The 23,000-nt window shown below is 59.7% G+C and carries 23 protein-coding genes; 17 read left to right on the forward strand and 6 right to left on the reverse strand.

The window, feature by feature from the left end; all coding sequences use genetic code 11:
- The first annotated feature begins 61 nt into the window (after positions 1 to 61).
- From Z945_RS0112025 to Z945_RS0112065, 9 genes are all read left to right on the forward strand, one after another.
- The gene (locus Z945_RS0112025) at positions 62 to 343 is read left to right on the forward strand and encodes a sarcosine oxidase subunit delta (protein ID WP_025052358.1); all 282 of its coding nucleotides are present in this window, start codon (positions 62 to 64) and stop codon (positions 341 to 343) included.
- The gene (locus Z945_RS0112030; protein WP_025052359.1) at positions 340 to 3,276 is read left to right on the forward strand and encodes a sarcosine oxidase subunit alpha family protein; all 2,937 of its coding nucleotides are present in this window, start codon (positions 340 to 342) and stop codon (positions 3,274 to 3,276) included. The genes Z945_RS0112025 and Z945_RS0112030 overlap by 4 nt, the downstream gene beginning before the upstream one ends.
- The gene (locus Z945_RS0112035) at positions 3,269 to 3,811 is read left to right on the forward strand and encodes a sarcosine oxidase subunit gamma (protein ID WP_025052360.1); all 543 of its coding nucleotides are present in this window, start codon (positions 3,269 to 3,271) and stop codon (positions 3,809 to 3,811) included. Before Z945_RS0112030 ends, Z945_RS0112035 begins: the two co-directional genes overlap by 8 nt.
- Positions 3,812 to 3,844: 33 nt before the next feature.
- Positions 3,845 to 4,156 (forward strand): hypothetical protein, encoded by a 312-nt coding sequence (locus tag Z945_RS0112040; RefSeq protein WP_025052361.1) that lies wholly within the window; start codon positions 3,845 to 3,847, stop codon positions 4,154 to 4,156.
- A gap of 90 nt (positions 4,157 to 4,246) precedes the next feature.
- Positions 4,247 to 6,211, forward strand: coding sequence for a DNA primase (gene dnaG, locus Z945_RS0112045; RefSeq protein WP_025052362.1), 1,965 nt, complete (start codon positions 4,247 to 4,249; stop codon positions 6,209 to 6,211).
- Between the two features lie 145 nt (positions 6,212 to 6,356).
- Positions 6,357 to 8,342 (forward strand): RNA polymerase sigma factor RpoD, encoded by a 1,986-nt coding sequence (rpoD, locus tag Z945_RS0112050; protein WP_025052363.1) that lies wholly within the window; start codon positions 6,357 to 6,359, stop codon positions 8,340 to 8,342.
- A gap of 131 nt (positions 8,343 to 8,473) precedes the next feature.
- Positions 8,474 to 8,920, forward strand: coding sequence for a hypothetical protein (locus tag Z945_RS0112055; RefSeq protein WP_025052364.1), 447 nt, complete (start codon positions 8,474 to 8,476; stop codon positions 8,918 to 8,920).
- Positions 8,921 to 8,970: 50 nt separating this feature from the next.
- On the forward strand, positions 8,971 to 9,330 hold the full coding sequence (locus Z945_RS20100; RefSeq protein WP_152541117.1) for a hypothetical protein: 360 nt from the start codon (positions 8,971 to 8,973) through the stop codon (positions 9,328 to 9,330).
- A 12-nt stretch (positions 9,331 to 9,342) separates the two neighbouring features.
- Positions 9,343 to 9,756 carry a secondary thiamine-phosphate synthase enzyme YjbQ gene (locus Z945_RS0112065; RefSeq protein ID WP_025052366.1) on the forward strand — a complete coding sequence of 138 codons (414 nt, stop codon included), beginning with the start codon at positions 9,343 to 9,345 and terminating at the stop codon, positions 9,754 to 9,756.
- A gap of 6 nt (positions 9,757 to 9,762) precedes the next feature.
- Here Z945_RS0112065 and Z945_RS0112070 read toward each other — a convergent pair whose 3' ends face one another.
- Positions 9,763 to 10,434 carry an SDR family oxidoreductase gene (locus Z945_RS0112070; RefSeq protein ID WP_025052367.1) on the reverse strand — a complete coding sequence of 224 codons (672 nt, stop codon included), beginning with the start codon at positions 10,432 to 10,434 and terminating at the stop codon, positions 9,763 to 9,765.
- Positions 10,435 to 10,625: 191 nt separating this feature from the next.
- Here Z945_RS0112070 and nrdR point away from each other — a divergent pair, with 191 nt between their 5' ends.
- Together nrdR and ribD are read left to right on the forward strand one after the other, a co-directional pair.
- Entirely contained in the window at positions 10,626 to 11,093 is a 468-nt protein-coding gene (gene nrdR / locus Z945_RS0112075) for a transcriptional regulator NrdR (protein WP_025052368.1), read from the forward strand.
- Positions 11,090 to 12,181, forward strand: coding sequence for a bifunctional diaminohydroxyphosphoribosylaminopyrimidine deaminase/5-amino-6-(5-phosphoribosylamino)uracil reductase RibD (gene ribD, locus Z945_RS0112080; RefSeq protein ID WP_025052369.1), 1,092 nt, complete (start codon positions 11,090 to 11,092; stop codon positions 12,179 to 12,181). Before nrdR ends, ribD begins: the two co-directional genes overlap by 4 nt.
- Here ribD and Z945_RS0112085 read toward each other — a convergent pair.
- The 3 genes from Z945_RS0112085 to Z945_RS0112095 form a co-directional block, all read right to left on the reverse strand.
- On the reverse strand, positions 12,178 to 14,214 hold the full coding sequence (locus Z945_RS0112085; protein ID WP_025052370.1) for a capsular polysaccharide biosynthesis protein: 2,037 nt from the start codon (positions 14,212 to 14,214) through the stop codon (positions 12,178 to 12,180). The genes ribD and Z945_RS0112085 overlap by 4 nt on opposite strands.
- A gap of 5 nt (positions 14,215 to 14,219) precedes the next feature.
- Positions 14,220 to 15,353, reverse strand: a complete 1,134-nt coding sequence (locus Z945_RS0112090) for a polysaccharide biosynthesis/export family protein (protein ID WP_025052371.1) — start codon at positions 15,351 to 15,353, stop codon at positions 14,220 to 14,222.
- Positions 15,354 to 15,468: 115 nt separating this feature from the next.
- Positions 15,469 to 16,761 (reverse strand): capsule biosynthesis protein, encoded by a 1,293-nt coding sequence (locus tag Z945_RS0112095; protein ID WP_025052372.1) that lies wholly within the window; start codon positions 16,759 to 16,761, stop codon positions 15,469 to 15,471.
- 132 nt (positions 16,762 to 16,893) lie between these two features.
- On the opposite strand from Z945_RS0112095, the gene Z945_RS0112100 reads away from it, so the two are divergent.
- The 6 genes from Z945_RS0112100 (at position 16,894) to Z945_RS0112125 (ending at position 20,664) form a co-directional block, all read left to right on the forward strand.
- Positions 16,894 to 17,481 carry a riboflavin synthase gene (locus tag Z945_RS0112100; protein ID WP_025052373.1) on the forward strand — a complete coding sequence of 196 codons (588 nt, stop codon included), beginning with the start codon at positions 16,894 to 16,896 and terminating at the stop codon, positions 17,479 to 17,481.
- Entirely contained in the window at positions 17,478 to 18,050 is a 573-nt protein-coding gene (locus Z945_RS0112105; RefSeq protein WP_025052374.1) for a hypothetical protein, read from the forward strand. Before Z945_RS0112100 ends, Z945_RS0112105 begins: the two co-directional genes overlap by 4 nt.
- 104 nt (positions 18,051 to 18,154) lie before the next feature.
- Positions 18,155 to 19,276: a 3,4-dihydroxy-2-butanone-4-phosphate synthase gene (gene ribB, locus Z945_RS0112110; protein ID WP_025052375.1), complete on the forward strand. Its 1,122-nt coding sequence runs from the start codon at positions 18,155 to 18,157 to the stop codon at positions 19,274 to 19,276.
- A gap of 3 nt (positions 19,277 to 19,279) precedes the next feature.
- Entirely contained in the window at positions 19,280 to 19,831 is a 552-nt protein-coding gene (locus Z945_RS0112115) for a 6,7-dimethyl-8-ribityllumazine synthase (RefSeq protein WP_025052376.1), read from the forward strand.
- Positions 19,828 to 20,310 carry a transcription antitermination factor NusB gene (nusB, locus tag Z945_RS0112120; protein WP_025052377.1) on the forward strand — a complete coding sequence of 161 codons (483 nt, stop codon included), beginning with the start codon at positions 19,828 to 19,830 and terminating at the stop codon, positions 20,308 to 20,310. Before Z945_RS0112115 ends, nusB begins: the two co-directional genes overlap by 4 nt.
- A gap of 54 nt (positions 20,311 to 20,364) precedes the next feature.
- Positions 20,365 to 20,664, forward strand: coding sequence for a hypothetical protein (locus Z945_RS0112125; protein ID WP_025052378.1), 300 nt, complete (start codon positions 20,365 to 20,367; stop codon positions 20,662 to 20,664).
- Positions 20,665 to 20,891: 227 nt separating this feature from the next.
- Here Z945_RS0112125 and Z945_RS0112130 read toward each other — a convergent pair whose 3' ends face one another.
- Together Z945_RS0112130 and Z945_RS0112135 are read right to left on the reverse strand one after the other, a co-directional pair.
- Entirely contained in the window at positions 20,892 to 21,659 is a 768-nt protein-coding gene (locus Z945_RS0112130; protein ID WP_025052379.1) for a COG3904 family protein, read from the reverse strand.
- Positions 21,656 to 22,939 carry a hypothetical protein gene (locus Z945_RS0112135; RefSeq protein WP_025052380.1) on the reverse strand — a complete coding sequence of 428 codons (1,284 nt, stop codon included), beginning with the start codon at positions 22,937 to 22,939 and terminating at the stop codon, positions 21,656 to 21,658. Before Z945_RS0112135 ends, Z945_RS0112130 begins: the two co-directional genes overlap by 4 nt.
- Between the last annotated feature and the right edge of the window lie 61 nt (positions 22,940 to 23,000).

The raw sequence follows: 23,000 nt of genomic DNA on the forward strand, positions 1-23,000 counted from the left end.
TGCGGACGGTATACAAGGCCAAAAAGAGAAAGCGGGCTCAAGCCCGATTGGGAGATGTGGCGTGAGAATTGACTGTCCTTTATGTGGGTCACGGGACCGGCGGGAGTTCTATTACCAAGGCGCGGCGGTGATGCTGGCGCGGCCCGGACCCGACGCAGGAGAGGTGGCCTGGGATAACTACCTGCATTTGCGCGACAACCCCGCAGGTGTAACCGAGGAGTTGTGGCAGCACGATGGCGGCTGCGGCAGCTGGTTGGTGGTGACGCGGGACACGGTCAGCCATGTGATCTCGAAAGTGGAGATGGCCGCAGATGTGAAACGCGCCATGCAGGCAGCATCATGAGGGTCGCGAGTAAGGGATTGATCGACCGCAGCAAGCCGGTGCATTTCAGCTTTGATGGCCGAACTTATCGCGGGTTCGCGGGGGATACTGTCGCTTCGGCCCTTCTGGCCAATGGTGTGACGCTGATGGGGCGGTCCTTCAAGTATCATCGTCCCCGCGGCGTCATGACCGCCGGAAGTGAGGAGCCGAATGCGCTGATCACCACGGGAACGGGCGCGCGGCGTGAACCGAATGTCCGCGCCACGGTGCAAGAGATTTACGATGGGCTGGTGACGCGGTCGCAGAATGCCTGGCCCAGCCTTGATGTCGATGTGATGGCGGTGAACGATCTGGCCGCACCATTTCTGGGGGCAGGGTTCTACTACAAAACCTTCATGTGGCCGAAGCGGTTCTGGGAGGCCATCTATGAGCCGGTGATCCGCAAGACAGCAGGGTTGGGCGCACTGAGTGGCGAGAGTAATCCCGATACCTATGAACGCGCCTATGCGTTCTGCGACCTGCTGGTGATCGGCGCGGGGCCAACCGGCCTGATGGCCGCGCTGACAGCGGCGCGGGCGGGGGCGGATGTGATCCTTGTTGACGAGGACAGCGTGATGGGCGGGCGGCTGAATGCCGAAAGCGAAGCTGTGGGCCATCAGTCAGGTGCGCTCTGGGCGGCGGGGATTGTTGCGGAACTTGCGGCGATGGATAACGTGCGCCTGATGCCGCGCACCACGGTAACCGGTGCTTACGATGGTGGTATGTTCGGGGCGCTGGAACGGGTGAACCAGCACACCTCGAAGCGGGGGGGCGGGGCACCGCTTGAAGCTTTCTGGCGGATATCGGCAAAGCATTCGATCCTGGCGGCGGGTGCCCTGGAGCGGCCCGTTGCATTTCAGAACAATGACCGGCCCGGCATTATGACAGCAGGCGCAGTACGCGCGTATCTGAACCGTTGGGGCGTTGCGCCTGGAAGGCGGGTCGCGGTCTTTGGCAACAACGACGACGCGCATCGCACAGCGCGTGATCTGATGGCAGCGGGCGTGCATGTGGTTGCGTTGATCGACAGCCGCGCGGAGGCAGAGATCGAAGGCTTTGACGGACAGGTGATCACCGGCGCTGTGGTCTGCAACACCGGCGGGCGCAAAGCGTTGGAGAGCATCACGGTGCGGTCTGAGGCAGGCGAGGAAGCGCTTCAGGTCGATTGCCTTGCGGTCTCGGGCGGCTGGAATCCGACGGTGCATCTGACGTGTTACATGAACGGGCGGCCCACCTGGCGCGAGGACATTCAGAGCTTTGTTCCGCCGCCGGGTGCGATCCCGAATATGACGGTCGCGGGGGCGTGCAATGGCGTCTTCTCCACTCACGGCTGCTTAAGCGACGGGGTGGATGCGGGCACGGCGGCGCTAAAGGCCCTGGGGAAGAAGGCGGTGGCCGTCGAGGTGCCGGTGGCTGAAGATGCGGATTATGCGCTGGTGCCGCTTTGGGCGGTAGCGGGCAAGGGGCGTGCCTGGCTCGATTTCCAGAACGATGTGTCGGTGAAGGATATCAAACAGGCGGCGGTCGAGAACTTCCGCTCGGTCGAGCATATGAAGCGCTATACCACGCAAGGCATGGCAACCGATCAGGGCAAGAATTCAAACGTGGCGGCACTAGCCATTCTGGCCGATGCGACGGGGCGTGGGATGCCCGAGACCGGAACGACAACTTTCAGGCCCCCCTATTCGCCGGTGGCCATTGCGGCGATGGGCGCGGGTGCACAGGGGCATGGATTTGCGCCCGAGCGGCATACGACATCACACAAGCGTACCGTTGAAAGGGGCGCGCCCATGATCGAGGCCGGGCTGTGGTATCGGCCCAGCTATTTCCCGAAAGCGGGCGAGACGACCTGGCGGCAATCCTGTGACCGCGAGGTGGGATATGTGCGCAAAGCGGTTGGCGTCTGTGATGTTTCCACGCTGGGCAAGATTGATATTCAGGGGCCGGATGCGGGCAAGCTGTTGGACTTTGTCTATACCAATATGTTTTCGACCCTGAAGGTGGGGCGCGTGCGTTATGGTCTGATGCTGCGCGAGGATGGCATGGTGATGGACGATGGCACCACCGCGCGATTGGGAGAGCATCACTTTGTAATGACCACCACCACGGCGGCGGCGGGCAATGTGATGCGGCATTTGGAATTTGTAACGCAGTGTTTGCATCCGGAATGGGCGGTGTCGTTCACATCCGTGACCGAGCAATGGGCGCAGTTTGCCGTCGCAGGGCCAAAGGCGCGGGAGCTGCTGAACGGTTTGCTGGACAAGGAAATCGACAATGACAACTGGCCGTTTATGGCCTGCGGTGATGTGTCGATTGGCGGTGTCGCGGGACGGTTGTTCCGCATCTCTTTCTCTGGTGAACATGCCTATGAGGTGGCGGTGCCTTCACGCTTTGGCGCGGCTTTGTTCGATGAATTGGTCAAACGGGCCGAGGCGCTGGGCGGTGGGCCATATGGGATGGAAGCGCTGAATGTATTGCGTATCGAGAAGGGCTTTATCACCCATGCAGAGATTGAAGGGCGAGCAACCGCATCCGATGTGGGCATGGGGCGGATGATCTCGGTCAAGAAGGACTGTATCGGCAAGGCGATGGCCGCGCGGCCCGGCCTTGTGGATGCAGAGCGACCGCAACTCATCGGGTTGAAGCCCGTTTCCGCAGAAGGCGAGATGACCGCCGGCGCGCATTTGTTCGAGCGCGAGGCAGAGGCGGTGCGGGTGAATGCCAAGGGACATGTGTCCTCGGTCGGGTATTCGCCGGAACTGGGCCGGATGATCGGGCTGGGGTTCTTTGCAGCCGGACCAACGCGAATGGGCGAGGTGGTTCGCCTTGTCGATCACCTGCGCGGCGTTGAAACAGAGGTGGAGATTTGCCATCCCGTGTTTGTCGATCCAGAAGGGGAGCGGGCGCGTGGTTGAGTTGCAAGAGATGAGCCCCTGCGCGGGATTGTTGCCGGTGACGATCGGAACGGTCACGCTGAAAGAAGTGGCACCGGGGCGTATGACCTCATTGTCGCCTTTCGGCGACGCTTCGGAATTTGGTGCGGTCTTGAAGGCGGCACATGGCATGGACTGGCCTGCACCGGGCCGCAGCACGGGTAAAGAGGGCGCGCGTTGCATCTGGTTCGGCCGGGGCGAGGCGCTGTTGGTCGGGCCGGACCCGGATGGAAAGCTAGACAAGCTGGCGGCGGTGGTGGATCAGTCGGATGCCTGGGCTGTGGTCACTCTGGAGGGGGCGGGCGCTGTTGATGTATTGGCGCGGCTGGTGCCGGTGGATCTGCGGGACACGGCGTTCAAGCGCGGCGCGACGGTGCGTACGCAGGTGATGCATATGTCGGCTTCTATCACAAAGGCGGGAACGGAGCAGTTCAGGATCATGGTGTTCCGGTCGATGGCAGGCACTTTGGTGCATGATCTTAAACAGGCTATGGCGGCGGTCGCGTCGCGCGAGTAATATGGCGCGAGCGCTGGTAAAGGAGTGTGTATCATGATGCGGTTGAGTACAGTTTTCGTTTTGGGTCTGGCGGTGCAGGGTGCCCCTGCCATTGCGCAGGCGTCCGCCGAGAAGGTGGAGACTTGCGGGTATCAGGCGGCGGTTGTGTCGGCGATCCAACAGGCGCGGCTGGACCGTGTGCGCGAACGAAAAGTACAGGAACGCGTCTTGGAAAACGCCACATGGCCAGAGAACTTCAATACGGCGATCCCGCTTTTGACGCCGTGGGTCTATGAAATGAAGATGCGCGATGTTCGCGAGCAGGATTTAGCTGCAGCATGGACCGAGCTTTGCTTGCAGCAGTAGCGCTGTTTTGCCCCTGTAGTGTCGGGTATTTCTAAAAGGGTGAAGCTGGGGCGGCTGGACTCTGATTGAGCGGGTCCGATATATGGAACCATGAGCTTGCCACCCGGATTTTTGGACGAATTGCGCACACGGTCGAGCCTGTCTCAGGTTGTGGGCCGTAAGGTCATATGGGACCAGCGCAAGTCCAATCAGGGTAAGGGTGACATGTGGGCACCATGCCCCTTCCACCAGGAAAAATCCGCCAGTTTTCACGTCGATGACCGCAAGGGATTTTATTATTGCTTCGGCTGTCACGCCAAAGGCGATGCTATTTCATTTGTGCGTGAGACAGAAAACGTAGGCTTCATGGAAGCCGTCGAGATTTTGGCGCGGGAGGCCGGGATGACCGTGCCCAAGCAAGATCCGCGTGCGAAGGAGAAAGCGGAAAAACGCACGGAGTTGGCGGATGTGACGGAACTGGCGGTGCGCTGGTTTCGCCTGCAACTCAAGACCGGAGCGGCAACAGAGGCACGGGATTATCTGGCGCGGCGCGGTCTGGATGAAGCGGCATTGGCGCGTTGGGAGATCGGATTTGCGCCTGAAAGCTGGCAGGGGCTTTGGGATGCACTGAAGGGCAAGAATATCGCGGATGAACTGATCCTCGGGGCGGGGTTGGCCAAACCTTCGACCAAGGGGGGCAAGCCATATGACACGTTTCGCGGGCGGATCATCTTTCCCATTCGGGATGCGCGGGGGCGGGCGATTGCCTTTGGCGGACGCGCGATGGACCCCAATGACAATGCCAAATACCTCAATTCGCCCGAAACGGAGTTGTTCGACAAGGGCCGTAGCCTTTACAATGTGAAAGACGCGCGCACGGCGGCGGGCAAGGGGCAGCCTTTGCTGGTGGCCGAAGGCTATATGGATGTGATCGCCTTGCAGCAGGCAGGGTTTGAGGCGGCGGTCGCCCCGCTCGGGACAGCCATTACCGAGAACCAGTTACAGATGCTGTGGCGCATTGACCCCGAGCCGATCATCACGCTGGACGGGGACACGGCCGGGCAGCGTGCCGCCTTGCGGTTGATTGACTTGGCATTGCCTTTGATCGAGGCGGGCAAGTCGCTGCGGTTTGTGATGATGCCTGAAGGGCAGGATCCTGATGATCTGTTGAAATCCGCTGGCAAGGGGGCGTTTCAAAAGTTGATTGAGGGGGCTGTGCCGATGGTACAGTTGTTGTGGCAGCGCGAGACAGAGGGCCGCGTTTTTGACAGTCCCGAGCGTAAGGCCGCGCTCGACAAAGCGCTGCGCGACAAGATCATGCTGATCCGCGATCCGTCGATCCGCAGCCATTACGGCCAGGAAATCAAAGATCTGCGCTGGAAGTTGTTTCGCCCCCAAACCGGCGGGCGTCAGGCGGTGGCACGCGGGCGCGGCACATGGAAGAACGAGCCATCCTACAAGGCCAGCACCACAGCGAAATCATCGGTGCTAGGGGTGGCGGGGGATGCGCAGACCACCGAGCATCTGCGCGAAGCCGTGGTGCTGGCAGCCTTTGCCACATGTCCCGAGATCACCCATGACTTCGAAAGCGGGCTGGAGGCAATGACCTGTGCAGACGCCACGCACCGGCGGTTGCGGGACTTACTGTTGCGCCATGCGCATGAGGGGTCAGATGTGTTGCATGAAAAGATTTCCAGCGCACTGGGGGAAGGAGCCCTTGAAAATCTGCTGGCTCAGCGCCACGTTGCCATCACACCCTGTGTCCGCAACCCCGGCGATATCGAGATGGCAAGCCTGACCGTGGCGGAGGAACTGGCCAAACTGGAAGCGGCACGCGGGTTGGATGCTGAAATCGCAGAAGCAATGGAAGATCTGAGCGGGGTGGCGGATGAAGGCGTGACATGGCGGTTGAGCGAGGCCGCGCGCGCAGCCGATCTGGCGACAAGGTCAGGTCAGGAGGATACGGCAGAATACGATCTGGGCGAAAATGGTGCCCGTATCTCGAAAGACGAACGCAGCGCGTGGGATACGCTGTTGGAAACCATCAAGTTTGACAAGTCGAAGGGCCAAAGCTGATCTGTCGCGGGCTGGGCGTGATCTTTTGGCAGGTACTTTATGAAAAAGCAGGATATCGGGTTTAAGAATCACTGCGAAACCCGCATGATTCGGAAACACCGAATCACATCTACTGATTCGCGCGATGGCGCTGGAGGGACATTGAATGGCCGCTAAAGATACCAACGAAGACGCCAAGAGAGACGAGAACGACAGCGGCCATTCGCTTGATATGAGCCAAGCCGCCGTCAAGAAGATGATCTCGGAAGCCCGCGAAAAGGGCTATATCACGTATGATCAGCTGAACACGGTGCTGCCACCTGATCAGGTTTCCTCGGAACAGATCGAAGACGTGATGTCGATGTTGTCCGAAATGGGCATCAATATCATCGAAGACGAGGAAGCCGAAGAAGAAGAAGCCAAAGGCGGCACCGATCTGGCGACGACCGATAGTGCCAAGGAAGTCGCGCTTTCGTCGGGTACGTCCGAGAAACTGGATCGAACCGATGATCCGGTCCGCATGTACCTGCGCGAAATGGGCAGCGTCGAACTGCTGAGCCGTGAGGGCGAGATCGCCATCGCGAAGCGCATCGAAGCGGGCCGCAACACGATGATCGCGGGGCTTTGTGAAAGCCCGCTGACTTTCCAGGCCATTACAATCTGGCGCGACGAACTTCTGTCCGAAGATATTCTGCTGCGCGATGTGATCGACCTTGAGGCGACCTTTGGCGACCAATTGGGTGAAGACGGGGCAACAGCACCCATTGTGCCCACTGCTGGCGACACCTCCGAGACAAAGACCGAAGAGCCCAAGCAAGAGCTGGACGCAGACGGCAATCCCATCGCCAGCGATGACGATGACGATGAAGACGAACAGGCCAACATGAGTCTTGCTGCGATGGAAGCCGCGCTCAAGCCGCAGGTGTTGGAAGCGCTGGATATCATCGCCGACGATTACGCGATGCTGAGCGAGATGCAGGACAGCCGTATCTCGGCTACGCTGAACGAAGATAATTCGTTCACGAAAAAGCAGGAAAGCAAGTACCAGAAACTGCGGTCGGAAATTGTACTGCTGGTGAATGAACTACACTTGCACAACAACCGGATCGAGGCGTTGATCGACCAGCTTTATGGCATCAACCGTCGCATCATGCAGATTGATTCCGCGATGGTAAAACTGGCGGACCAGGCGCGGATCAACCGCTCCGAATTCGTCGAGGCGTACCGTGGCTATGAGCTTGATCCGAACTGGATGGAGCGGATGGCCGAGAAGTCAGGTCGTGGCTGGCAGATGTTCATCGAACGCTCTTCGGAAAAGGTCGAAGAACTGCGTGCCGATATGGCGCAGGTCGGACAGTATGTCGGTCTGGATATCCCTGAATTCCGCCGTATCGTGCAGCAGGTCCAGAAGGGCGAGAAAGAAGCCCGTCAGGCCAAGAAAGAAATGGTCGAGGCGAACCTGCGTTTGGTGATCTCGATCGCCAAGAAATACACGAACCGTGGTCTGCAATTCCTTGATCTTATTCAAGAGGGTAACATCGGCTTGATGAAGGCGGTGGACAAGTTCGAATACCGCCGCGGTTATAAATTCTCGACCTATGCGACATGGTGGATCAGGCAGGCGATCACCCGGTCGATTGCCGATCAGGCACGCACGATCCGTATTCCTGTGCACATGATCGAAACGATCAACAAGCTGGTCCGCACAGGTCGGCAGATGTTGCACGAGATTGGCCGCGAGCCGACGCCGGAAGAGCTGGCAGAAAAGCTGCAGATGCCGCTTGAGAAAGTGCGCAAGGTGATGAAAATCGCCAAGGAACCGATTTCTCTGGAAACGCCAATCGGCGACGAAGAAGATAGCCAGCTGGGCGACTTCATCGAGGACAAGAATGCCGTGCTGCCTTTGGACAGCGCCATTCAGGAAAACCTCAAGGAGACGACAACACGGGTTCTCGCCTCGCTCACCCCGCGTGAGGAACGCGTGCTGCGTATGCGTTTTGGCATCGGCATGAACACCGATCACACGCTGGAAGAAGTCGGGCAGCAGTTTAGCGTAACGCGCGAACGTATCCGCCAGATCGAAGCCAAGGCTTTGCGCAAGCTTAAGCACCCAAGCCGGTCGCGCAAACTGCGATCGTTCCTTGACCAATGATTGGTCGCTAAGGCAATGAGACTTGGAAGGCGGGCAAATGGCCCGCCTTTTTCATTTCTGACGCAGCCGTGATTTTGACCTGATCCCGGCACGGTCTATCTGAGATACACAGTAAAACTGGAGGCCGGACCATGCGACGTCATTTCACAACACTCCTGACTGCAATTTTAATAACGGGCGCGTTTCATGCAACCGCGCAGGTGCGCAGCTTTGAAGCTGTGAACCATTTGCAGGTCATTCCCATCAGCCAAACGGATTTTGAAGTTATTGAATCGAACGGGCTGGGCGCGCGCGGGATGTGGTGCGCGGCGGCGGATTATCTGGTGAACGGCCCGCTCAACGATACGGATGGTCGGCTTTATGTCAAAACGCCGCGCGGTCCTTCGGTCACAGTAAGCGGGCGCACGGGCGCGGTCTTCACGCTGGACGCGTCAACCTTGCCGGATGGGCCAAAGCGATCCTATTCGGTCAGCGTCAGAACACCTGGGTTGGGCCTGCCGATCCTTCACGCCTTCCAGTTCTGCAAGGATTACACGATTGAAGTCGAAGACATCTTCTTTCGCCGTGGTGACGGCTGATGTTGCGGTCTTTTCTGTGTGCAACCACATGCGCCGCCTTAATGTTGGGAATGGCACAGGCAAGCACGCAAACCGAGGAAGATCTGATAGTGATCAACCGGCTCAACGACACTGACTTTGAAGTGGTCCAGCGGGTGAATTTCGGCGCTGCCGAATTCTGGTGCGGCGCTGCAACCTTTGTGGAGCGACGGTCCGGTTTGCCGGAAACGACAGCCATTTATCTCAAGCGGCCACGCGGGCCGAGCCTCACGTCGCCGGGACGTGATGGCGTTACTTTTTCGCTCAGCAATGATGGTTTGCCCGCCGCGCAGCCGCGCAATACGCTTACTGTGAAGGAGGCCGGTGCGACAGTTAAATCCGCTCATGCCCGCAGGTTTTGCCGGGACGCTTTCACACGCTCGACCAAGTGACCGGAAGAGGCGATGCAAACAACCTTTGAAATCGCCACACGTGGTCAGGGTCTGTATGAATTTACGCATATTGTGGCGGATTGGCTGCCGAAGGGCGACGGTATGCTCACCCTTCTGGTCCGCCATACGTCTGCGTCACTTCTTATACAGGAAAATGCCGACCCAGAGGTCCAAGGTGATCTGACAGCGTTCTTCCACCGTCTCGTACCACCGACCACGGACCCGTCGATGGCGTATCTGACGCACACCTACGAAGGCCCTGACGATATGCCCGCGCACATCAAAGCGGCGATGCTGCCGGTCAGTCTTTCTATTCCTGTGATGAATGGCCAGATGCGTCTGGGCACATGGCAGGGTATCTATCTGTTCGAGCATAGAAATGCGCCGCATACCCGGCAGGTAGCGGCGCATTTCCGGTTCGATTGAAGACTTTTAGCCAACCGGCATCAGATGGATTTCGCGGATCGAGGCATGCGCAGGCGCTTCAAGTGCGTGGAGGACAGCGTTCGCCACATCGTCGGGCTGCAGCTTGTCTGGTTTCGCCTCGTCAAAGAAGGCGGTGTTCACCATGCCGGGCGAGACAACCATACAGCGGCCACCCCATTCGGCCATTTCATCAGCCAGATTGCCGGCAAACCCGTGGATAAACCACTTGGTTGAGCCGTAGATGGAGCCTTTCAAGTGCCGCCGCCCCGCAAGAGAGCCGGTGACCACATACTGGCCGGTGGTTTCGCGCAGGTGGGGCAGGGATGCGTGGGCTGTGTAGAGCGCGCCCATGATGTTCAGGTCGATCATGCCTTTCCAATCTTCGGGATCGCCATCTTCAGTTCCGGATTGCGATGTGCCGCGCCCCGCATTAGCAAAGACTGCGTCGAGCCCGCCAAATTTGTCGACCAGCTTTGCAATGGCGTCCTTCTGCGCATCATAGTCGGTGGCATCGCCGGTCAGCACCATCGCCTGATCGCCGATATCTTCCGCGATCTGGTTCAGCTTGTCTTCACTGCGGGCGAACAGCCCGACGTTCCAACCTGCCTTCGCGGCGGCCTTTGCAGTTGCTTCGCCGATTCCGCTGGATGCGCCGGTGATGAACAACGTCTTGGACATGAAAAAATTCCTTTTATATCTGGGTTCCGTCCCTAACGCGCCAGATAAAGATCAGTTCACGCATTCATTCTGTCCCCCAGATGTTGCGGTACATTTCGCCCCTACCCAACACCCTGCATAGCGCCTATACCTGTGGGGAATTCAGCCGTATGCCCCACAAGAGGGTACAGATTTATAGGAAAGGCGAAGCGATGCGCTGCCCGTTTTGCGGAAATATCGACACTCAGGTCAAGGATTCACGACCCGCAGAGGATCACGTCTCGATCCGGCGGCGGCGGTTTTGTCCTGCCTGCGGCGGACGTTTCACCACCTACGAACGGGTGCAGTTGCGTGATCTGGTGGTGATCAAAACCTCTGGCAAGCGCGAGGATTTTGACCGTGACAAGCTGGAACGCTCGATCCGCATTTCCATGCAGAAACGCCCCATCGATCCAGAGCGCATTGACCAGATGATCAGTGGCATCGTGCGGCGGCTGGAAAGCATGGGCGAGACTGACATAGGCTCCAAACAGATCGGCGAGATCGTGATGGAGGCGTTGGCGCGGATCGACACGGTGGCCTACGTGCGGTTTGCCAGTGTCTACAAAAACTTCCAGGCAGCGGATGATTTCGACAAGTTCGTGCAGGAACTCCGCCCAGATCAACCTTCGGAAGAGTGAGCGACACCCGCTTTATGGCGCTTGCCCTGAGTTTGGGGCGGCGCGGGCAGGGTCGGACCTGGCCCAACCCGGCTGTGGGCTGCGTTATCGTCAGTGGCGGCGTCATAGTCGGCCGGGGCTGGACGCAGGATGGCGGCAGACCCCATGCGGAGCCTCAAGCGCTGGCGCAGGCCGGCGAAGCGGCCAGGGGCGCAACCGTCTATGTGACGCTAGAACCATGCGCGCACCACGGCAAAACCCCGCCCTGCGCTGAGGCATTGATCGATGCGGGCGTGGCTAAAGTGGTCGTGGCGGTATCGGACAGTGATCCCCGCGTTGATGGCCGTGGGTTTGCCATGTTGCGCAGCGCGGGCATCGATGTGGTGGTCGGGTTCGGTGCCAAGGTGGCAGCCCGTGATCATGCCGGTTTCACCCAACGCACTGATCATGGACGCCCCTTTTTAACACTCAAGTTGGCAAGCTCGTTTGACGGGCGCATCGCCACTGGTACGGGTGAAAGCCAGTGGATCACCGGCCCTGATGCACGGCGTATGGTCCACGCCATGCGCAGCCGCCATGACGCGGTGATGGTCGGTGGAGCCACGGCACGCAAGGATAACCCCAGCCTTACGGTGCGCGATATTGGCATTGCTCATCAACCGGCACGGATCGTCGTGTCCCGCAGGCTCGACCTGCCGTTGATGGGCAAACTGGCCCAGACGGCGCAAGAGGTGCCTGTGATCTTGTGCCATGGGCCTGATGCAGAACCGACGCTGATCAAGACCTGGACCGACCTGGGGGCGACATTGCTGCGTTGCAAGACGCGGGGAAGCAAGCTTGATCCTGTTGACGTGATGCAGCAGTTGGGCGGCCACGGTTTGACGCGCGTGTTTTGCGAAGGCGGCGGCGCGCTTGCGGCTTCCTTGATCGAGGCGGATCAGGTGGACGAACTGGTCGGCTTTACCGCTGGTCTGGTGATCGGGGCCGAAGGCCTGCCCGGCATTGGCGCGATGGGTCTGCCCAAACTGGGCGAGGCACCGCGCTTTGATCTGATCTCGACCCGTCAAATCGGGGCGGACATCTTTCATATCTGGACGCGGCGACGCTAACGCCGCCATAGATGTGCTTGCGTTGCCATGAGCCCTTGCAGCTTTGCCAGTAGGCGGTTCGCGGTCCCGGGACGGGGGATATCGCCACGCGCCAACCGCTCTGTGATGACTTCGACAGGACAGGGCAGGCCGGTCTTCGGGTCGCGGTAGCGCGGATAGTCGATCAGCGCCGCATGTACCAAACCTTCGAGCGTCGGTTCTGCCCGGCGGCGTGGCGGGATATCGCCCTTATCGGTCGTCAATCTCCAACCAGCATAGAACGGCGCGCCAAACGTGGTGACTGGCACGCCGCGAAGCAGGGCTTCGAACCCCAGAAGGGAGGTCATGGTCCAGACCTCATCCACATGAGCCAAAAGCGCAATCGGGTCGGCATTGGAGAGTACCATATCGGTTAGCCCGTCCGCCTCCACCGCGCCGCTGCGCAGGCCTGCCTCTACATCAGGGTGCGGCTTATACAGGACAACCGCATCGGGGCGCGCCGAACGGACAGCCTGCAAGAGTGCGCGGTTCGTCGCTATGTCTCCTGCGCCGGTGAGGATAGAGGCATCGTCCTCGACCTGTCCGGGGACAAGGATCCGAGGACCATCCGGCAAAGCGCTCAGATCGGGCAGGGGGGCACTCAGGTTGTATTTGCTCAAGCCGCCTTGGGTCAGGGTTTCAATCAGCCGCGTGGCGCGGGCACGCTGGTCTGGCCGCAAGGTGGCGCGGGCCTCGATCCATTTTTCAATTCGGCTGGGGCGGGAGGGATCATAGTAGATGCCCAGATCGTCACAGACCAGCGACAGGGGCGGGATCAGATCAGCGCCCAACCCCTTGGACCGCAAGAAGCCATCCTCGACGCGGGCAGCATCCGCATGTCCCACCTGCGCCTTGCCGGCCCAGACCATCCAGGGACGGCCCGACTGACGGGCCTTGGCGGGGTCATCCTCGAAAAGCACAGGTTTATAGGTGCCAAAGAACCCTTGCAGCGGGCTGCGCTTCCACATCCGCATGGCCGACGCAGCCCAGCCCGCGTGATCCTCGCGCCATTGGCGTGTCTCGGCGGCCAGCGTGTCGATCGCGGTTTCGAGGGAGCATAAACAATCGCGAAAAGGGTCGTACCATTTGGGGTAGAGGATCATCGTGGCGGCAAACAGCTGGGGACGGGTCAGCACACGCTGACGACGTGGCACAGGAAACTCATCCGCTGTCAGGCCCCAGCCTGCATAGAACGGCTGGCCAAAGACACGCGGCTTGTGGCCCGCAAATATTGCCTCAAATCCCATCTGTGACGACACGGTATAGACCCCGACGGCCCCTTCAAACAGCGTCCAAGGGCTGACGGGCGTGTCCAGCAGGGTAATACGGTCATTGGCATCGGCGTCGGTGAAATAGCCAGCGCGGTAGCCCTGCGCAGTCTCGGGATGCGTCTTGATGATTACCGGGCAGCCGGGGTGCTCTTCCTGCGCAAAGACCAGCATTTCCACGAAACGTGCGCGATCTGCACCCGAAGCCGTGACCGACGCATCGCCACGGGTCTGGTCGATGACCAGAACATAGCCCGGCGGTGGGGCAGGCGTATCGGCGTCGAAACCGGTGTACTTCGTCAGGTGCGCTTCGCTCAGGCGGGCGATGGCACCCCGTGCGCGGTTCAAAAGATCGGTGTTGTCCAGTGGATGGCTGGCAAGCAGCTCTTCCAATTCACTTGGCGTGCTTGGATCGAAATGCACGCCCTTCGCGTCTATAAGCAAACCCAAAGGCGGCGCACCAGCGCGGCCCGGGTGCAGTGAGCGCAGAAAAGCGTCTTCGACCCGGACCAGCGGCGCGTCAAATTTCGCAGCCACAGCAAGACCGCGATGGGCGGTGGGTGAATTGCCCCAGATCGCAATGTGATCGCCATCCTTGGGCAATCCGATGTGCAGAGAGTTGCCCGCAAGCTGCAGGATGCGCCGCACGCGGCGTTGGGTCAGAAACCCGCCATTATAGACGAAAAGCCGCCGGTCCTGTACGGGACCGGCGGCGGGGGTGTCATAGATTTCAGGCCCGAGGCCCATGTGCGTCAGCCGCCCGAAAGCGTTGTCAGCCCGGCGGCCGAAGAGGCGGTGCCTGTGATCGCGGAAATCACCTTGTTCCACTGGGTGAACGGCGCTTCGGTGACATAGAGTGTATCGCCATCGCGGATCACGAAGTCACGCGCCATGAACATGCCGTTGGGCTGTGTCAGATCCAGCACATAGACCATGCGCTGTGCACCTTGCAGATCGCTGCGGCCCAGTACCTGCGCTGCGACCTCCTCCGGCTCGTTGCGGAAGACAAAAACGCCTGTCGGGTCCGCGGTCGCCGCGTTCAGGCCGCCGACCTGTGCGATCCCCTCAAGCGCGGAAAGGGTTTGCGATTCAAATGGCACCTGTGCCTGCCCGCCGGTTGCACCCAAGGCGGTGAAGGAACGTGTGTCTTCCTCGACCAAAATGCGGTCATTGGCGCGCAGGGCGATATCAAGCTGCGGGTGGTCATAAAGATCCTGTAGCCAGATCTTGCCGCGTTGGTTTCCACGAATGACGGTGATCTGCGCGATCTCTGGCGTGATGGTCACGCCGCCTGCCTGCGCCAGCATCGTACCAAGCGTGCGGGTCGGACGCTCGATCGCGTAAACTCCCTGCGCCCCGACAGAGCCAATCAGCGACACGGTCGATCCGTCCCCCGCGGCACGGCGCACTTCAACCTGCGGGTCAGGCGTTTGTTCGCCCAAGCGGTTGGTGATGATGCGGCGGATGGCGTCAGGCGTATTGCCCGCGGCTTTGATCCGGCCCGCGTAGGGAATAAAGATAAAGCCAGCACCGTCTACCTGCACTTCTTCAAGCACAGTGGCGGGGGCGCCTTCGACACCCAAAAGCGGATCGTCGACGTTTTCATAAACAGTGATGCCCAGAACATCGCCTGCGCGGATCGTATCAGACCCGAGTTGTGCGGCGTTTTTGAAAGCATTCGAGAAACCAAGCGCTGGTACCACGGCTGTGGCGCGGGTCACGCGGTCGTTGACCGAAACCACAAAAGCGTCGCCTTCCTTCTGCACAGAGCCTGCAAAGATTTGCCGTTTGTTCGGGCCGACCTGCGGCAGACCACATGATGATACCACGGCCAAGGCCGCAATGGTTGCGATGGGACGCGCCCACCGTGAATATACGGATTTCACTGCCCGGTCTCCTCGACCTATTCAACTCTGCCTCAAAATTCGCCGATTTTTCGACGTTATTTCCGTCAGCGTAGCGCAGGAGGTTTTGAAAATCCAGTGTCGTGAGATGCTTAGATCAGGTGACAACGCGCAACTGTTGCCGTGGGGCCGCGGTGCCCGATTGCAGCGCATCATAGGGATCTTCGCCGGAAAGCATCATATCGACCACCTGCCGTAGCAGCTGACGCCGCCCGCGTGCGGAATAAAAGCCGCCCGGAATCTGTGAGGTTTCAAGCAGATAGCGGCGATAGTCTTTATAAGCCTTGTTGTCCGGACGGGAAGCGCCGGCAAAGAACTCGGCCAAAGGCTGGTCGGACACGAACTCGGGCTTGGCATAGACCGCGCGGCCAAAGACTTTGAGCGGAATGCCGCGCCAGAGCACCTGTTGCCCGGCGGTCGAATTCACCGTCACGGCAGACCGCGCATCATTCAAAAGCTGCGCCAGCTTGCCGCCGCGTACATAGTGGACGCGGGATGCGACCCCCATTTCACGCGCCAGGCGCTTGAGCTCCCGGCGCACGGGCACGCGGCCATCTTCCAGCGGATGGGCTTTGACAACAAGGTGGTGGTGTTTCGGCGCACCTTCGGCAAAGCCCGCGATCACCTGTTCAAGGAAATCGGACACTGTGTTGAATGGCGAATGCATTTGAAACGAGCTGTCATGCTCCAACTGCAAGAGGGCGAGATGATAGGGAAAGCCGCCCAGACGGATGCGTAGAGTCGAAATCAAACGGTCCGCCGACAGGACCGGCATCAGCAGCAGGCGTTTGACGTAAAGCGCGAATTCCTTGGTCACCGGCAGGCTGCGGTGCGGGCGGAAGTTGCGATAATCGCCATTCCGGAACATCACAAACCAATGGTAAAGGGCACCATAGAAGATGTGCTGGCGCATGTCGCCCCAATGGCCCGGGGGCAAGGGTGCTTCCATATCCGATTGCGCAAGCGCGGTCTGCATTTGCGGGATGGTCATCTCCATCAGCCGCGAATTGCCGTTCGAACCTCCGCGCTCGTAGGTGACCCAATAGGGCCGCATGTAGCCTTCTTCGAACACATGCACGGTGATGCCGCGCCTTTTGGCCTCGGCTACGGCTTGGGCGTGAATGGGGCGTGTGTCGCCATATAGAACGATGTCGGTGACGTTCTTTTCCTTGATCATCGCAGTGAAGGTGATCGCCCAGTCGGCGGCTGTTCCTCGATAGGGAATATAGCTGCGCGGATGAAACCAGAACGCTCGATCGCCCGCATTAAAGCCCACGCGCCAGACTTCGGCCCCCGCCAGACGGAGCATCTTGCCCAGTCGGTGAAAGAACGGTCCATGCGGGCCCTGCAAAAACAGAAAAACCCGCCTTTTTGTGGCGTTCGCGTGCATCATCTTCCTTGCTATGCCGAAGGATGGTCTAGTTGAACCTTATAATGGCGGCGAAAATATGGCGGCTACGGTGCTTGTCTTGGCCCTGCGCTGCCGCTACCTCAGGGATATCACAGCGCAGAGGGGTCAGATATGTTTACCGGGATCATCACAGATGTGGGAAAAATTGCCGCGCTGACTCAAGAAGGCGATTTGCGTGCGCGGATCACCACGGGCTATGACACGGCCCGCATCGACATGGGGGCGTCGATTGCCAGTGATGGCGTCTGCCTGACTGTGGTCGGCCTGGGGCCGGATTGGTACGAGGTGCAAATTTCGGCCGAAACGGTCGAGAAAACCAATGTATCGAACTGGACGGTCGGCAAACGGCTGAACCTTGAGCGGGCGCTGAAGGTGGGTGACGAGTTGGGCGGACATATCGTTTCGGGCCATGTCGATGGCGTGGCCGAGGTGGTCGCTATGACCGATGAGGGGGACAGCACGCGCGTGACGCTCAGGGCACCCAAAGATCTGGCGCGGTTCATCGCACCAAAGGGGTCAGTCGCGCTGAACGGGACTTCGCTGACGGTGAATGCGGTGGATGACTGCGACTTCGGTATCAACTTCATCCCCCATACCAAAGAGGTCACCACCTGGGGCGACACCGCCGTCGGCGACCGCATAAATCTGGAGATTGACACGCTGGCCCGCTATGTCGCCCGTCTGGCGGAAATGTCATGAAGGTCGGTATCGGCCATAACCAGGGCCCGACGATGGAACGGGGCGGCAAATACCGCGCCTTCCAGTGGCAAAAGGCCCGAGATGCGGCGATGCCAAAGGCGATCCCGTTGATGGTGGTCAAGATGCATGTGGCCCGTGCGCGCGCGTTGGGGGTTGATTATCCGACCTATGCCGCGGTGCGCAAAGCGACCGGGCGGGACATTATGGGGCTGCTATTTTCATCTAATGCGCTGCGCGTCGTGCGGGCCGAAGCACCCTATATTCCGGTGCCGCGGCAAGAGATCGTCAGTGCCGTATCGGGTGCGCGCAAACTGGCGCTGGTCCATGCGCCGCTGAATGCGGACATGGTGCATCTGGCCAATCCCGTGCTGGACGCCACCGCCGCCGCCCCGAAATTTACCGACAGTTGGAGTGCGATGCGCGATCATCTGGGCGGTTTTGTCAATGCCCAGAAACTGAACCGTGATCAGGTTTTGATCATCGGAGACACCGCAGTGGAACGCGACTGGAGCACCGCTGCACAGGCGGCGGGCTATCTTGAAGCGGCGGCCTATTTCGCCAGGAACTGAAGGGGAGTTGGTCGCAGCTCCTGTAGCTTACAGCTGTGGCTGCACTGCTGGTCAAGCCCCCCTGCTTGGGCTATGTGATGCCAAGCCAAAGACGAGGACGCACCATGAACTTTGAAACACCCGGACCCGTGGAAGAGGGACTTGCACAGTCCATCTCACCAATCGCCGATATTATCGAAGACGCGCGGCAGGGCCGGATGTTCATTTTGGTGGATCATGAAGACCGCGAGAACGAAGGGGATTTTGTTATTCCCGCGCAATTTGCCGACGCGGCAGCGATCAATTTCATGGCCACCCACGGGCGGGGGCTGATCTGCCTGCCGATGACATCGGACCGGATCAAGGCGTTGGACCTGCCAATGATGGCGGTTAACAATTCCTCGCGCCACGAGACTGCTTTCACCGTCAGCATCGAGGCGCGCGAAGGCGTAAGCACCGGGATTTCAGCGGGCGACCGTGCGCTGACCGTGGCAACCGCAATCGACGAGAGCAACACCGCCGCTGATATTGCCACGCCGGGGCATGTCTTTCCCCTGCGCGCGCGCGATGGCGGTGTGCTGGTCCGCGCAGGCCATACCGAAGCTGCGGTCGACATCAGCCGTCTGGCGGGGCTGCATCCGTCCGGCGTGATCTGCGAGATTATGAAGGAAGACGGCACGATGGCCCGTCTGCCCGATCTGATCGAAGTCGCAAAGGCACATGATTTGAAAATCGGGACGATCAGCGATCTGATTGCCTATCGCAATAAGCATGACAATTTGCTGACCCTGCGCGACAGTCGCGAGGTTACCTCGGCCTATGGTGGCGACTGGCAGATGAAGGTGTTCAGCGATCAGATCACCGGCACAGACCATGTCGTGCTGTCCAAAGGCGACATTACCAGCGATGCGCCGGTTCTGGTGCGCACCCATGCGATCAATGCGCTGGAAGATGTGCTGGGACTGGGGCCGAGCCCTGCTGATGAATTGCCCCGCGCGATGCAGATCATCGCCGATGAGGGGCGCGGCGCTGTGGTATTGTTCCGTGATCCTTATCCGCGCTTGCGGCTGGACGACGAGGACGAGGGGCCGCGTACGGTCAAGAATACCGGGCTGGGCGCGCAAATCCTGTCGACAATGGGACTGAGCAAGTTGATCCTGCTGACCGACAACCCCGAAACACGTTATCTGGGCCTTGATGCCTATCACATTGAAATCGTGGGCACCCGCCCGATCACGGAAGGCTAGAGCATGGCATCCTCAGCAGAACATACCGTCCTTGCGCGCCCCGAGTTTGATAAGCCTGTGAAGGTCCTGATTGTGGTGTCGCCCTACTACAGCGCCATCGCCGCAGGTCTGCGGGCCGGAGCCGAGGCAGAACTGAAGGCGGCAGGGGCTGATTTCGACGTTGTTGAAATGCCCGGCGCATTGGAAATTCCAACGGCGATCAGTATCAGCGACCGGCGGAACAACTACGATGGCTATGTGGCGCTGGGCTGTGTCATCCGGGGTGAGACCACACACTACGAGACAGTCTGCAATGACAGCAGCCGCGCCTTATCCATGCTGGGATTGCAGGGGCTGTGCATCGGCAATGGTATCCTGACGGTCGAGACGATGGCTCAGGCCGAGGTGCGCGCCGATCCGGAGGGGCAGAACAAGGGGGGCGGCGCAGCGGCAGCGGCCTTGCATCTGATTGCTCACGCCCGTAAGGGAGCGCAAACCAACAAAGGCATCGGCTTCAAGCCACGCGGCGAAGACACGCTGATGGCGGGCGATGCAGACGGAAATACAACAGCATGACCACCCCTGCGCCCGGTCTGTCGGGCAACCAGAAACGCAAAATGAAGTCCGCTTCCCGGCTTTACGCCGTGCAGGCGTTGTTCCAGATGGAGCATTCCTCGCAAACCGTGGAGCGCGTGCGCAACGAGTTCATCGAACACCGCTTTGGTGCCACACTGGACGGGGATGAATTGCAGGACGGGGATATTGATCACTTCGCCTATGTCCTTGAGACTGCTGTGAATTACCAAGCGCCGATTGACCAGATGACCGATCGTGCATTGGTGGCAAAATGGCCGATTGCACGTATCGACCCGACCATCCGCGCCCTGTTCCGCGCCGCAGGGGCCGAATTGCGCGACACTGGCACGCCACCCAAGGTGGTGATCAGCGAATACGTCGATATTGCACGCGCCTTCTTTCCTGACGGAAAAGAGCCGAGTTTTACCAACGCAGTTCTGGACCACATGGCCCGCGAGGCGCGGCCTGAGGCGTTTTAACGCGTTTGGACAAACCATCCTTTAGCGCTATCTTTGATGCGAAGGGATAATGACATGCCAAACGTTTTTCGGTTCTACATCAAACATTGCGTGATTGGTTTCACGGTAGCTGCAGGATTCGTAGGTCTGTTGCTTTGGTTTAACGTCGCAAATCTCTGGCACCTGATTTCGACATCCGACATCGGCCTGATGGCTCTGGCTGTATTTTGGGTCCTGAACGGCATCGTGTTTGCGGGTGTTCAGACTGGCGTGGCAGTGATGCTGATGGCCGAAGACGAAGATCACGGACCGAAGGGCGGCACGCCCGTTCGCGCTGTTCCCGTGCGGGTCATTGCAACGCCGCGCAAAAGCTGATTTCCAATGTGGGGTAAGGTGTGACGGGACCACCACTGCCGGTCAGTTTTATTATTCCCGAGGACCTGTATATACAGGTGGGCGCCAGATAAACGAACCAGGGCTCGAACAGAGCCAGCTCCCTCGGATTTGCTTAAGGCCACTGGAATGTAACGTCTCACGAACAGGCCAGAACCCGTCACTCTTCATAGGTAGGGCGATGCTATGGTCCCGACAAGGGGCAAGGCTCAACTCTCGGGCAGATCGGCAATAAATCCGTAGGCGCGCAATTCTGCTGGCACCAAAACGTAGATTTCATCCGGTGGTGTCACCAGCGCGTGCCGCATGACCAGCGGATCGATGCCCATGGTATCGAGGTATTCCATTACTTCGCCCTGGCCGCGCTGGATATCCTCCACAGCGACGAAGGCAGGCAGCAAAGTGCTTTCCCCAAAGTAGTGTTGATGCACACCAACCGATGCAGTGTCAGGTATGTCCCGCGCTGTTCCCGCGGCTAAAACGTAAGGGCAGGCGGAATAGCATATGTCGCCATCCCGCATCGCAGTTTCGAACCCGCTGTCGCGGAGGAAAGCGCCCAACTCCAACGCGTCGCGCACGGAACCGCCGGGAGAATTTAGGATGACCCGTTCCGGTGGGGTGGAAAGCGCGGCGATGTCTTTGGCCAAACGCACCCCGTCACCTGCGGCGATAGAGCCTTCAAGGAGCACAGTGCCACCAGCTTCGATCACTGTCAGAACCAGCCGATCGGGTAGGGGAGTGTTTGGCATCGGCTGACCGGGCGCGGGCGCGCGATCAGGCCGGTAGCGGCGGGTTTGGTCCCCAGGGCGGATCGGTTCGGTCAGCGCGGGCGCACGCGGCCCGAAACCGGGAAGGCGCAATCCGTCACGCAAATCGCCGTAGAAAAGCAAGCCGCCGAGCGCCAGCTGAAAAACCAGAATGCCCATCAGCACGCGGGCGACCGGGCTGCGGGTTTTGGGATGCGCGGTATCGCTCATGAGGATTTCAGGGTGGTAACCTGCGCTTTCGGTTCCTTCGCCTCCGGCGTCTCTTTGAGGCTGTCGCCTCGCATCGACAGGTCAACGTCACGCAGGGCATCGACGGCGGCGCGAAGTTCGGCAAGCGTCAGCGTATCGGCGAGATCGGCATCTTCGCGGCCGGACCTAATCGCGGTCTGGGTGATGGCTAGGATAAAGACGAGCACCGCAGGGAGCAAATCAATTGCGATGGCGCCGGCCCAGGATGGAATGAAATTACCCGCATAGAGGATCACAGCATCGGCGCTGGAGATAGGTGTGTATGTGGTCTCGGTCGGCTGGGACATCGCCATGACCGCTTGAGCGGCGCGTTCGAGTGTGTTGGCACGTTGGGCCAGAACATCCAGCACGGATGTGATGGTCGCGGTCTGTGCTCCCCGATTTTCGGCGGTACTTGCATCGAGTTCCGGCAAGACAACGGAGGCTGCGAGGTCTTGGGCCGCGCGTTCGACCAAGGCGGCGACGGAGAGTTGGCGCAGCTGTGTGATCAATCCCGCCAGCCGCACGGAGTTTTCCGAAAACTCGACCGAGCGCACTTCGACCGGGCCTTGTTCAACGGTCAGGGCTCGCATGCGGCTGAGGATCTGGTTGCCCTCGGCAAAGGATTGTTCGACCAGCGGCGTCTGGCTCGCGATTTGGGTTTCAAGACCGCTGAGTTCGGCCGCTTTCTGCCGCAGCACGCGAAAGACAGCCCCACGACCGGCCAGTCCGGACAAGTCGCCTGTGGCTTCCTGTTCGCTCAGGTCTTCAAAGCTTTGCCGCACGCGGGCGACATCGCGCTCCAACCCCTGTGCCGAGATTGCAATCTCATGGGCGCGTTCCAGAGACGTTTGATAGTCTTGCACAGTGCTCGCCAGATGTTGTTCAACGGCCGCCGATCCGGCCAATGCTGCCGCGTTCAGCCAGCTGGACATGGCGATGATCGCCAGCGATCCCAGCCCCATTGCGCCCAACAACCCGGTTCGTGCCCTTGCGCCGCGTACCGCCGGAAAAAGACGCAGCATATAGGACCAGAAAACAAAGATCCCCACCGAGACAGCCACCGAATAGGCGATAGCCGCAAAGGCCGACATCGCGCCGGTGTTGTCCAGCAAGGAGGAGACGCCAAGATAGGTATAGATACCCGAGGCCGTTGCCAGTACGCCGAGTGCTGTGCCAGTAAAAGTGTCGAGCCAGCCCAGATGACCTTCTAGTTCCTGCGCATAGCGCACGCCGCGTGTGTTATTGGTCGTATCAGACATGCGATTTCCCCGCGTCACCCCGTTCGCATTAAAATAGGTGTTCGACCTGGAAATACCATTC

It is taken from the genome of Sulfitobacter noctilucae, from assembly GCF_000622365.1.
Lineage (GTDB): Bacteria > Pseudomonadota > Alphaproteobacteria > Rhodobacterales > Rhodobacteraceae > Sulfitobacter > Sulfitobacter noctilucae.